Below are 12,219 nucleotides of genomic sequence, written 5' to 3'. Positions count from 1 at the left end.
ATTCGATTTCATTTTTCATTCCCGAAAAGATGCCCCATGCCCCATGCCCCATTAAATAATCCATTCTGACGAGCGTTCACCCAAGTCTAGAGGAATACTGACTGCTTTACCAAGTCGGGGGCGATCGCGTGTTTGGGCAATAAATGTTTGTACCTGTGCTGCTCCACCTAAAGCATGAAGATAATTAGCAATACTATCAAGATGTTCTTGGTACTCTGCCTCACTTAAAGGAAAAGAAGCTTGTTCTAGGTACTTCCACATTACTTGTAGAAATATTTTCCCCTGTGTCCGTCGAAACTGGACATCATAAGAATATCCCCACTTATCAAGCAATAGTTGGCGTAATTCCTGTCCTGTCATAGTTTTTCTCAATTAGATTTTACATTTAGTTATGATGTTAAGTTCCGTAACTCAAGTATGATAGGGATATAAAGAAATGTAATGCTAACAGAAAGGATGCTAAAAATATCTTGGAATAAAGAAATATGGCATCGTTGTAGGCGTTAGCATTTCAACTCAGACAGGGGTTGATCAAGTACTGGTACTCTTGTCAAAATGCTTAACAAAATACACAAAAAGCGCGTAGATTATGGCTCAATTTTCTGAATCAATGGACGTGCCCGATATGGGTCGTCGTCAGTTCATGAATCTGCTCACTTTTGGCACTGTTACTGGAGTGGCTCTGGGTGCATTGTATCCCGTTGTCAAGTACTTTATCCCACCCGCTAGCGGTGGCGCTGGAGGCGGCACAACGGCAAAAGATGAGCTAGGCAACGATGTTAGCATCGCTAATTTTCTAGAAAGCCATAATGTAGGCGATCGCACCTTAGTTCAAGGGCTAAAGGGCGACCCTACCTATATTGTGGTGGAAAGCAAAGAAGCCATTGCCGATTATGGCATTAATGCTATCTGCACCCACTTAGGTTGTGTAGTTCCCTGGAATGTAGCTGAGAACAAGTTTAAATGCCCTTGTCACGGTTCCCAATACGATGCAACTGGTAAGGTTGTCCGAGGCCCAGCACCCCTGTCTTTGGCTTTGGCCCATGCCCAAGTAAACGACGACAAAATCGTCTTGACCCCTTGGACAGAAACAGACTTCCGCACAGGTGAAGAACCTTGGTGGGCTTAATGATTTTAGTCCTTCGTCCTTCGTCCTTTGATCAGGACTAATGACCAATGACCAATGACCAATGACCCTTGACTAATTCATCAGAGAATCGTTGTCCTTATAGAGATGAGAAATGCCTGTTCAACAGCGAGGTTAACTCGCAATGCTAAAGCAATGCTAAAAACATTGTTTATAGCGATCGCTACTGTGACTATTTTCTTCACCAGCGATCTAATTCTTCCCCAGTCTGCTGCTGCTTATCCTTTTTGGGCACAGCAAACCTATCCCGAAACTCCTCGTGAACCTACCGGACGAATTGTTTGCGCCAACTGTCACCTAGCAGCCAAGCCAACAGAAGTGGAAGTTCCCCAATCGGTACTACCTGACACTGTGTTTAAAGCTGTAGTGAAAATTCCCTACGATACCAGCCTGCAACAGGTGGGTGCCGATGGTTCTAAAGTTGGCTTGAATGTCGGTGCTGTCTTGATGCTACCTGAAGGCTTCAAGATTGCTCCTGAAGACCGCATTTCCGAAGAACTGAAAGAAGAAATCGGCGACACTTACTTCCAAAACTACAGCGAAGAAAAAGAAAACGTCGTCATCGTCGGGCCCCTACCTGGTGAACAGTATCAGGAAATCGTCTTCCCAGTGCTTTCTCCCAACCCCGCAACCGATAAAAACATCCACTTCGGTAAATATGCGGTTCATGTGGGTGGTAACAGAGGACGCGGACAAGTTTATCCTACTGGCGAAAAGAGCAACAACTCAGTTTACAGCGCTTCCGCTGCTGGTACAATTAGCAAAATTGCTAAAGAGGAAGACGGAGACGGTAACGTCAAATATACAGTAAACATCAAAACTGAATCTGGTGAAGTTGTTTCTGATACTATTCCTTTAGGCCCAGAGTTAATTGTTTCTGAAGGACAAGCAGTGAATGCTGGTGACGCTTTAACCAACAATCCAAACGTCGGTGGATTCGGCCAACAAGATGCAGAAATCGTGTTGCAAGATGCCAGCCGAGTGGGATGGATGATCGCCTTCGTTGCTTTAGTAATGTTAGCTCAGGTGATGTTGGTGTTGAAGAAGAAGCAGGTTGAGAAAGTCCAAGCTGCCGAAATGAATTTCTAAATTCTTTGCTAAATTATTACTTACCAAGACAGGCAACTTGCCTGTCTTTTTTAAGATCTATTAGCGTAAATGCTTTAAAAATGCAAACAAAAGAGACCTTTTTTAAAAAAAAGTGCAGAGTCTACGAACCGCAAAAAGTATTATTCCGACTGCATTCTGTCTGTCCGTGACAAAGTAAATAAATATTTAGCTTCAAGGTTTTTATCTCACCGGATTTGAACTTGAGATGTTGTCAGAGTAGCAATCAATTAGAAATGGCTCAAGTTAGTTCATGCCTGTGGCATATTACTATAATTTTTTCAAATATGTCGTAAATATCATTAATAATGATGTAACAAACAAGAATTAAACAATTTGCTTGCGATCGCCATATTGCCAAACAGAAGACGTTATGAAAGCTAGACTAGTGTAGAGTCAGCGATCGCTATGTCAATGCTTGAGGTTTTTAGCACCACCACCAAAAATCTAAAATGTCTAGGGTGTAGTGTTGGTTATGAATAAAAATACTTAATATTAGGGCGTGATAGGTAATATCTAAAAATAAAAAATGTATTGCGAAGAACCATAAAGGCGATCGCTAATTATTATTGAAAAAGTGCCACTATCAGATTCACTCGCTCTCACAATTAACACAATGACAATAACTGCCACCAATCCATATCTAAAAGGAAATTTTGCCCCTGTTCGTAAAGAAATTACCAGTGACACCTTAGAAGTAATAGGGCATCTCCCCCCCGAACTATCGGGTATGTTTGTGCGTAATGGGCCTAATCCTCAGCATTCGCCTATTGGCCAGTATCACTGGTTTGATGGAGATGGCATGTTACATGGTGTGCGAATTAGCGACGGCAAAGCAACTTATTGCAATCGCTATGTGCGGACAACCGGATGGAAAATCGAGAAACAAGCAGGTAAGGCTATCTGGACTGGACTTCTAGAACCACAGCAGACAAAAGTCCCCCACGGTATTAGCAAAAATACTGCCAATACTGCTCTTGTGTGGCACGCAGGTCAACTGTTGGCGCTGTGGGAAGGAGGTGCGCCTTATGTGATCAAACTTCCTGATTTAAAGACAGTTGGTGAGTATACCTATCATGGCCAACTAACTTCTGCCTTTACTGCTCATCCCAAGATAGATCCAATCATCGGTGAGATGATGTTCTTTGGCTACTCCTTCGAGCCGCCATATTTGCAATACAGTATAGTTTCCGCAGAAGGTAAATTAGTGCGGACAGTACCAATTAACTTACCGATGGGTGTGATGATGCACGATTTCGCCATCACTGAAAACTACACGATTTTTATGGATTTACCGTTGACTTTTAGCGCGAAACGAGCGCAACGGGGAAAATCTCCAATAATGTTTGAGCGCGATCGCCCCAGTCGCTTTGGCATTGTTCCGCGTTACGGTGATAATAGTAGTATCTACTGGTTTGAGAGTCCCTCTTGTTATGTTTTCCATACCTTCAACGCCTATGAAGAGGAAGACGAAGTAGTACTTATCGCCTGTCGTATGAGTTCCACTAATGTTTTAATCAATAAAGACACCCAACTCGATCCAGAAGGAGATATTCCCCGTCTACATCGCTGGCGGTTTAACCTGACTGACGGAACAGTGCGCGAAGAAATGCTAGATGATGTACCTGCGGAATTTCCCCGCGTCAACGAAAACTTTTTAGGGCAAAAAACCCGATATGGTTACGCTGCTAGGATGGCAGGCAGTAGTGAGCCTCTGGTTGATGGCATAATTAAGTACGACCTTAGTAATGGCAAGTCCCAAACCCATGAATTCGGAGAGGGTTGCTATGGCGGTGAGGCTGTGTTTGTCCCACGTCCTGGTTCCACAGTTGAGGATGACGGCTGGCTAATCACTTTTGTCCATGATCAAAGTTCAAAAACTTCTGAAATGATAGTAGTGAATGCCCAAGAGATGACTACTGAACCTGTGGCGCGGGTGTTAATTCCCCAGCGAGTGCCTTATGGATTCCACGGCACTTGGGTTTCGGAGGAACAGCTGTAGTTTTTCTAGTTAATAACATACAAGTAGGGGCACAGCATTTTGTGCCCCTATTACCTAATAAATAATTGTACAACTGCGAAGAATTGAAAAGATAGAATATAAGAAGTAAGTTTTAATTTATACATACAAATTAATAGCTTTGAAGTATTTTGATTTGATAGGCGATCGCTATTTTTAGCTATGGTTATTTAGCTTTAAGTTAATCGGCTAACTGGGGTGCTTTATTTTAGCTATCTGCCTAATTAGGGTCTGCTGAATAGCTTTAAAACTCTTATGTTGTAAGCTTTCCAGGCTATTTTTGGAGAAAAAAGTGCAAAAGAATACAGGTAGAAGCTTTAAAAACCTTGCATTGACAATTTTTTGGACTTCAAAAAACTGGAAACAATAAGGGTGAAACTGTTCCCTGTTCCCTACCCACACTAAAGGACTTTTTCAGCAAGCCCTAATTAAGCTACCCTGTTGTGTGAATACAAATACTGCTGAAACCCGATAAATACTGCACTGATATTCGCAACACTCCCTAGTTCTTCAACAGCATCACGAACGGTATGATATTTCAACTCTAACAGTTGCGGTAATTTAGTGCGATCAAGTTCCCCCACCCCAGCTTTGATGTATTGTTCGAGTATAAAGTCGAGAAATTTTTGCTGTTTGCCGATATAGCGTTGGTAGATTGCTTCTAGGACATGCTTAATGGCATTGTGTTGATAATAACGGGCTTCCCATGTGCCGCTTTTGTCTTCAAAGGGGATGGCAGCAAAGCGATCGCGTAAATCCAGAAAATCTAAAATATAAGGGTCTTTTAGTAAAATATCGGGTGATACCTGTTGAGGTTGGCGCAGTTGCTCTAAATCATTGCGGATGGTTTCTTCGGGTTTGCGGGATAGGGCAGTGCGCTCGAAGAGCATGGAGTTGATGCATTCTTGCAGTTGGCGGACGCTCCATCGTTCCAGTTGGGCAATTTCAATATAAAATTCTCGTTTTAGGGGATCATCTATTGCTGTTAAAAGTCGCAGATGTAACCAACTCAATTTGGAACACAGTGTGTTCACAATCTCGATATTTGGAAATGTTTCGGCAAACTGGAGGCAATGTCGCAGTTGTCTTTCACCCCAGTCTTTACCATAGGTTTGGGTTAGTTGCTGAGATAAAGAAACAATGATTTGTTTGCCATATTCAGCGCGTTGACCTTGTAAAACTTCGGTTTGGATGCGTTTACCAACTTGCCAATATAACAAGGTTATTTCTGCATTGATGGCAACGGCGGCGCGTTGTTTGGCAGTGTCAATTAATTGGCGGATTTCTTGAAATAACAGATCGTTTGGTTGTGTCAGGTCATCACTCATGCTGCAATTTCCTGTTTAGCAGTTTTTGCGGTATCTGCGGTGAGTTCGCCAGTAAATGCTTTTTGCAGGATGGATTGTTTGAGTTCGTTGAGTGCGGCGATTTTTTGGCAGTAGATGGAATAATTCTGACATTCCGCCAAAATATGAAGGCGATCCCAATCACTATTCATTAAAGCAATCTTCTTAGCCCGACTCCAACCTTGCACCTGTTTTTCCCGATAGAAAGCATCCGCCACATGATCATAATGCTCTGCATAAACTAACTTTACAGGTAATCGCTTCTTGATATGATTTGCACCTAAGCCATTTTGATGTCGCCATAAACGACGAGGTAAATCCTTTGTACTACCTGTATAGAAAGAACCATCAGCACATTCCAGAATATACATATATGGCATTATTTATAACCTTGTGCCAAAAAACGGACTTCGACTTCGCTCAGTCCTCATCTCTAGCTGGTTGAGCGAAGCCGAAACCAGCTTCCTATAGCATTCCCGCAATACCAGCCAAAATCTCTGCACTCTCCGCATCTAAAGCCGCAATTTCATCTAAAATTTCCTGCGGTTCTCTTAACAGTGATTCCTCAGCCTTATTCGGATTGTTCACTGACAAATCGAACGTCTCCCGATCCACATCAGCAATATCCACCACCCAAGCGTTTTTACACTGAGCGAAGTCGAAGTGTTCCGTTTCCGCAAATGTAGCCTGTAACTCCACAAACTCGCGCAAATCTTCATCATTCAGCGCATTTGTTTTCCCCAAACTACGCCCTGGATTCAGTTGGTAATACCAAATTTTCTGAGTAGCCATTCCCTGAGTTAAAGTTTTTCCCTGAAAAGATAAAGGCGTTCCCGTTCCCTGAGCGAAGTCAAAGGGAATGCCCTCTTCGACTTCGCTCAGAAGACGTTTCTCAAAAAACAGCACCACCGTTTTTACACCCGCCCCGATAAAAGTCCCACTTGGACAATCCAAAATCGTGTGCAGATTGCAACTACTCAAAAGCTCTTGACGCAACGCCCGCGAAGCATTATCAGAATTTGACAGAAACGTATTTTTAATTACCACCGTAGCCCTACCGCCTATCTTCAGCATTTTGATGAAATGCTGCAAAAACAGAAACGCCGTTTCCCCTGTTTTAATCGGGAAATTCTGCTATACTTCCTTGCGTTCCTTCCCCCCAAATGGCGGATTAGCTAAGATGACATCAAAACGATTCTTGTCTTGAATATCACTGAGGTTTTCTGTCAGCGTGTTGGTGTGGATAATATTCGGCGCATCAATGCCATGCAAAATCATATTCATGATGGCAATCACATACGCCAAACTTTTCTTTTCCTTCCCCGTAAACGTATGTTTTTGAAGAATCTCAAGCTCTTTTGTTGTCAGCTTACCCCGACGTAAATAGTCGTAACTCTCACACAAAAACCCAGCCGAACCACAAGCACCATCATAAATGCGATCGCCAATCTTCGGCTTTACCACCTGAATTATTGCTCGAATCAACACTTCGACAAGCTCAGTGACCACGGACGCGGTGTGTAATATTCCCCACCATTACGCCCTGCATTACCCATATTTTTGATTTTGGCTTCATAGAGATGCGATAGCTCGTGTTTCTCCTGTTGCGATCTAAACCGTAGCTCATCAATATATTCCAGCGCATCCCGCAAGCTGTAGCCGCTTTGAAACCTATTCTTATATCTCGCTAAAAATTTCCCCAATCTTGTATTCGATTGTATCTGGACTGGTAGCCCGTTGCTTAAAACTCTGTAAATACGGGAATAACTTGCGGTTGACATAATCAATCAAATCATCGCTAATTAGCGCATTATCATGATCCAATGTACCATTGTTACTGAGCGTAGCCGAAGTATCCGCTTTTTTCGGTGCTGCCCAAGATGACCAGCGATGCGCCTCATCAATAATAAATTCATAAGGCTTACCAGCCAGTTCCGCCTCTAACGCCCTTTCCTGCTCCAAATCATCCAAATACTTCAAAAACAGCAACCAAGACGTTTGCTCGGTGTAATCTAACTCTGTAGTACAACCCGCCTCTTTCCAGAGAACATCATCAATATTTTTAAAAGTCTGCTCGAACATTTAGCCTTACTGTGGGATTTTTAATATTAATAGCTTGACTCATAATTTTGCACCTACAAGGTGAAATGAGCTATAGAGTAATTTGATGCAGTCGGGGCATCAACTGTTGGCTTAGGCGATGCCAGACAGTTTGAAACTGCAATCGCTGTTTGAAGCTAGAATCCCCCGAATTTAGCAAAGCGGATTCAGGGGAATATGTCAATGATATTAATCTCCTTGGGGGTACTCGTCCCACAAAGTCGTCACCTCACGCAAACTTTGGTGGTTGCCATTACCCAAAATCAGATGGTCTAGCAGTGGAATTGCCAAAAACTGCCCTGCTATTAATAATTGGCGTGTTAATTCGATATCTTCCTGGCTGGGTTCAATATTACCAGAAGGATGATTATGTGCAACTATTGCCCGTGTTGCTCCTTGGCGAATAATTTCCCGAAAAATTTCACGGGGAGATGCTAAAGTTTCGGTTGCAGTGCCAATAGTAATTACTTGTGTACCCAATAAGCGATTTTTAACATCTAATAGCACTACTGCAAAACGTTCTTGTGTCTGCCACATTAAATCTTGACTAAGTGATGCTGCGGCTGCAATTGGGCTTTCGATGGGTGTGCGGTCTAAGGGACGGGATTGAAAGGCGCGTTTACCCAACTCAATCGCCGCTAAAATAGTTGTCGCTTTCGCTGGGCCAATACCAGGAATTTGCATTAGTTCTGCTGGAGTAACTTCTCGTAGAACTGCCAATGGGTCGCGTTGGTGTTTACCCAATTCCTGCAACAGATATTGTCCCAAACCCACGGCTGAAAGTTTTCCAGGCCCTTGACCAGTCCCTAAGAGAATTGCTATTAACTCGGCTGTGGCTAAAATTTTGGGGCCATGAGTTATCAATCGCTCACGCGGACGCTCGTTTGTTGGTATGTCAGCAATTCTGAGGCAATAGGTCATAGAAGAACTAAGAGAATAGTTACCCTAAATGGAACTATCTTTAGTTATCCCTTGTTTGCTCCATAAATCATCTTTATTTGAGAAAATCTTTAATTTTGGCAAATTTTCTCTTTTTTGTACATTTTGCCTTCACAAAAAAATGGTCATCACTAGCATGGTATAGCTAAGCTGTGATTGGTGGTAGTTTAAAAATAAGATTTCATATAAAGAGCAGCACACCATGTCACACCAATTCGCAATTGCGAATTGTTCGGTCATCCGCAGCAATCACTACAGCAGTCAAAATAATGGAGTCTTTACCGATTGAGGTACAGAATCAAGTTTTAGAGCATCTTCTTGAGTATATTCATGACATGCAAGATGAAATCCAGTGGAACGAATCCTTTCAAAAAACGCAACAAAAACTAGTAGTTGCTGCACAACGTGCTAAACAAGAAATTGCTGAGGGACAAGCTCAGGCGTTGGATTATGACCAACTATGAATTCCGCAGTGCTGCCCTCATTTTGGTCTAAATATCGACATTTGAGCAATGACATTAGACAAAGTGCTAGGAAAGCTGGAAAGCTTATCGATTGTGTATACCAGTCCCTATCCTAATTACTGATACATTTGCGTTGCTTTGAGCATGTGGTAAGTAATAATTAGCTGAGTAAGAGCTAGGGGATAACTTTGCAATGTCTCTCCAGTTGTACCCGCAATTTTACCAAGTTCTGGATTACTTTCGCGATCGCATACACTCTGTAGGTAAGGCATATCAGAACACATAATATGCTCTAGTTTATTCACCTGTTCCAAGGTGGCATGACCATCAACTTCCAAGACATCTACGGGTTTACTCATATCCCGATCTAATCCGAGGCGGATCGCTGACTCAGAATTACCAGTGCTAGAGCTGACAATCGGCGTAAAATCTGGGTGGGGAATTGTCGGACGAAGTACAAGACGGACATTCAGGTGTCCATTGGTTTCATCCTCTTCCTCACTCGGCGGATAGAAACTGACTACAATATCTGACCATTGCCGCTGGGGACGGATATACTGCTCTGAATCTGGTTCGCGTTTTTCTAGTTCTGCTAGCACCTGTTCAGGGGTATAGCCTCGCTTTTGGGTATCCCGCTTAACTTTCCACTTGGCACGCAGTTGTTCAGGAGGTGCAAGATAAACTTTAACATCGTAAGCGTCACGAGCAGCGCGGGTAGAATAGCCGAGTAATCCTTCAATAATTACGAATTTATTCGGCTTGATGTAGTGCGGTGCCTCAAAGGTACCAGTTTTATGACTATAAACTGGTTTGAGAATTGGCTGTCCTGTACGTAGCAGTGATAGGTGCTGCTGCATAATATCTAGATGGTTGCAGTCAGGGTGGAGAGCTGTAATCCCAATTTCTGCTCTTTGCTGACGATCATAACGATGGTAATCATCCGTACAAATGAGCGTGACATTTTCTGGCCCCAGTACCTGAGCAATTCCTCTAGTCAGTGTTGTTTTTCCGGCGGCGCTGTCACCGACAATACCTAGAATTATTGGACGGCTCATCATCCCCCCTCTGACACGAGCAAGACTAGTAATCAATTTTGCAGATAATATTCCTCATTCTAGAAGGGAATGGGCCAAGTGAATCAAGTAAAACATTGGATGCAACATCTCTATACATATATTTTCTATATGTTTTGCTTATTAAACACATTTTTTGGTAATTTTTCTATCTTAAGAACCTTGTTAGTTGCATAGCTTTTCTCCTACTTTGGGAGCATAGGCAATATATTACACAAATACTTACTATGACAGAAGTAGAGCGTTATCAGTTACCAGTGAACAGTTAAAAGATACTTAATAACTGTTGACTGTTTACTGATTTAATGTCCGCAGTCAAAGAAGTATTGCACATTAGTAGTATCTGGCTGGCTTTGGGATATACCAGAGTAATAAAGCTGTATTGGGATCACGATAGGGCAGGGGTTATGGTGACGTTGAATATTTCCGAGTTGGAACAGGTTGATAAGTTTCGTCATCTTCAGTTAACTTTGCGCGATCGCTGGAAAACTATCGAGCTATTTGACAATAGTGAGGCGGATATTATTGTCATTCCCTCCTTGAGTATCGACCAGCGCGAACTCCGTAAAATTGAAGGCTGTGAACATTACGAAGAAAGATTACTATTTTCTTTGATGCGCCTGCGAAATCCTCGCACTAGGCTGATTTATGTTACATCAATGCCTTTGCATCCCAGTATTATTGATTACTATTTACAACTGTTACCCGGAATCCCCTTTTCTCATGCCCGTAATCGCTTATTACTCCTTTCTGCTTACGATTCCTCCTTGCGACCTCTAAGCGAAAAGATTTTAGAACGTCCCCGGTTACTAGAACGAATTCGCCAAGCTGTGAGGCTAGAAAAATCATTTATAACTTGTTACAATGCCACTTTTTTGGAAGCAGAATTATCTCTCAAATTAAATATACCGTTGTATGCAGCCGCACCAGACTTACAAATTTGGGGGACAAAAAGTGGCAGTCGACAAATCTTTGCTGAAAGTGGAGTTCCTCATCCCGATGGCAGTGAAAGAATTTGGAATCCTCAAGATTTAGCACAAGCCGCTTGTGATTTGTGGGAACGTCAACCGACATTACAACGGATGGTGGTGAAACTCAACGAAGGCATTTCGGGAGAAGGAAATGCGTTGCTTGATCTCAGACCCATTATGCATGTAGCACCAGATCAAGCTTCTCGTGCCCAAAGAATCACAGCAATTAGCGATCGCTTCTCAAGTTTACGTTTTCAAGCGAAAAAAGAAACTTGGGAGAACTTTTCAGGACGGATTCCAGAATTAGGGGCGATTGTAGAAGCATTTGTAGAGGGAGAAGTCAAGCGATCGCCCAGTGTCCAAGGACGCATTACACCTTCAGGCGAAGTAGAAATTCTTTCAACCCATGACCAAATTCTCGGTGGCCCAGACGGTCAAATTTATTTAGGTTGTCGATTTCCTGCTGATGAAAGTTATCGGTTGCGATTGCAGCAATTAGGATTACAAGTCGGCAGAAAGTTGGCAGAAAAAGGTGCATTAGAACGCTTCGGAGTTGATTTTATCACCATTGACCAAGGTAATGGTAATTGGGATATTCAGGCGATTGAAATTAACCTACGTAAGGGTGGTACTACCCATCCTTTTATGACTCTAAAATTATTAACCACTGGTCGTTATGATCTCTCCACAGGGTTATTTTACAGTCAGCAAGGTCGTCCAAAATACTACATTGCCACCGACAACCTGCAAAAAGACCGCTATCGAGGATTGTTACCCAACGATTTGATGGATATCATCGCTCACCACAGACTGCACTTTGATAGTGGCAATGAAACAGGCACAGTGTTTCATCTCATGGGTTGTCTGTCGCAGTTTGGTAAATTGGGATTAACCAGCATTGGCGATTCCCCGCAACAAGCAGAAGATATTTATAATAAAGTCGTCAAAGTTTTAGATGACGAAAGCCGCAGCGACAATCATAATTTTCCTTTGTTCTCTGATTATGTCTTTCCTATTGCTGGAGACGGGTACAGTTATTAGGGGCTAGGGAG

Annotated in this window: 11 protein-coding genes and 2 pseudogenes; 5 read left to right on the top strand and 8 right to left on the bottom strand. The window is 42.6% G+C overall.

Annotated elements, in window-relative coordinates; translation table 11 throughout:
• Nucleotides 1-51 precede the first annotated feature (51 nt).
• Nucleotides 52-360, bottom strand: a complete 309-nt coding sequence (locus I8751_RS20995) for a DUF3067 family protein (RefSeq protein ID WP_214441045.1) — start codon at nt 358-360, stop codon at nt 52-54.
• 229 nt (nt 361-589) lie between these two features.
• Here I8751_RS20995 and petC point away from each other — a divergent pair, with 229 nt between their 5' ends.
• The 3 genes from petC to I8751_RS20980 all read left to right on the top strand — a co-directional run bounded on the left by petC (nt 590) and on the right by I8751_RS20980 (nt 4,256).
• Nucleotides 590-1,129 (top strand): cytochrome b6-f complex iron-sulfur subunit, encoded by a 540-nt coding sequence (gene petC, locus I8751_RS20990; RefSeq protein WP_214441044.1) that lies wholly within the window; start codon nt 590-592, stop codon nt 1,127-1,129.
• Between the two features lie 105 nt (nt 1,130-1,234).
• A complete protein-coding gene (gene petA / locus I8751_RS20985) occupies nt 1,235-2,236 on the top strand; it encodes a cytochrome f (protein ID WP_214441043.1) in 1,002 nt (333 codons plus the stop codon).
• A 634-nt stretch (nt 2,237-2,870) separates the two neighbouring features.
• Nucleotides 2,871-4,256: a carotenoid oxygenase family protein gene (locus I8751_RS20980; RefSeq protein ID WP_214441042.1), complete on the top strand. Its 1,386-nt coding sequence runs from the start codon at nt 2,871-2,873 to the stop codon at nt 4,254-4,256.
• 446 nt (nt 4,257-4,702) lie between these two features.
• Here I8751_RS20980 and I8751_RS30500 read toward each other — a convergent pair whose 3' ends face one another.
• The 6 genes and pseudogenes from I8751_RS30500 to radC form a co-directional block, all read right to left on the bottom strand.
• Nucleotides 4,703-5,164, bottom strand: coding sequence for a type I restriction-modification enzyme R subunit C-terminal domain-containing protein (locus tag I8751_RS30500; RefSeq protein ID WP_404800447.1), 462 nt, complete (start codon nt 5,162-5,164; stop codon nt 4,703-4,705).
• Nucleotides 5,162-5,602: pseudogene (locus I8751_RS30495) on the bottom strand (DUF1016 N-terminal domain-containing protein); the annotation flags it as partial. The gene I8751_RS30500 and the pseudogene I8751_RS30495, both read right to left, overlap by 3 nt.
• Nucleotides 5,599-5,991, bottom strand: coding sequence for a GIY-YIG nuclease family protein (locus I8751_RS20965; protein ID WP_225894299.1), 393 nt, complete (start codon nt 5,989-5,991; stop codon nt 5,599-5,601). The gene I8751_RS20965 and the pseudogene I8751_RS30495, both read right to left, overlap by 4 nt.
• A gap of 94 nt (nt 5,992-6,085) precedes the next feature.
• Nucleotides 6,086-7,108, bottom strand: a pseudogene (locus I8751_RS29795) (HsdM family class I SAM-dependent methyltransferase).
• Nucleotides 7,109-7,297: 189 nt separating this feature from the next.
• Nucleotides 7,298-7,702: a type I restriction-modification system subunit M N-terminal domain-containing protein gene (locus I8751_RS29790; RefSeq protein ID WP_225894298.1), complete on the bottom strand. Its 405-nt coding sequence runs from the start codon at nt 7,700-7,702 to the stop codon at nt 7,298-7,300.
• A gap of 207 nt (nt 7,703-7,909) precedes the next feature.
• Nucleotides 7,910-8,641, bottom strand: coding sequence for a RadC family protein (gene radC / locus I8751_RS20955; RefSeq protein ID WP_214441040.1), 732 nt, complete (start codon nt 8,639-8,641; stop codon nt 7,910-7,912).
• Nucleotides 8,642-8,928: 287 nt separating this feature from the next.
• On the opposite strand from radC, the gene I8751_RS20950 reads away from it, so the two are divergent.
• Nucleotides 8,929-9,123, top strand: a complete 195-nt coding sequence (locus tag I8751_RS20950; RefSeq protein WP_214441039.1) for a hypothetical protein — start codon at nt 8,929-8,931, stop codon at nt 9,121-9,123.
• Nucleotides 9,124-9,239: 116 nt separating this feature from the next.
• Here the strand turns inward: I8751_RS20950 and I8751_RS20945 are convergent, their stop codons facing one another.
• Nucleotides 9,240-10,178 (bottom strand): phosphoribulokinase, encoded by a 939-nt coding sequence (locus I8751_RS20945; protein WP_214441076.1) that lies wholly within the window; start codon nt 10,176-10,178, stop codon nt 9,240-9,242.
• Nucleotides 10,179-10,603: 425 nt separating this feature from the next.
• Between I8751_RS20945 and I8751_RS20940 the strand changes: the two genes are divergently transcribed.
• Entirely contained in the window at nt 10,604-12,208 is a 1,605-nt protein-coding gene (locus tag I8751_RS20940; protein WP_214441075.1) for a peptide ligase PGM1-related protein, read from the top strand.
• The last annotated feature ends 11 nt before the right edge of the window (nt 12,209-12,219 follow it).

It is taken from the genome of Atlanticothrix silvestris CENA357, assembly GCF_016056295.1.
Classification (GTDB): domain Bacteria; phylum Cyanobacteriota; class Cyanobacteriia; order Cyanobacteriales; family Nostocaceae; genus Atlanticothrix; species Atlanticothrix silvestris.
This window is presented reverse-complemented; position numbering and strand designations above follow the sequence as displayed.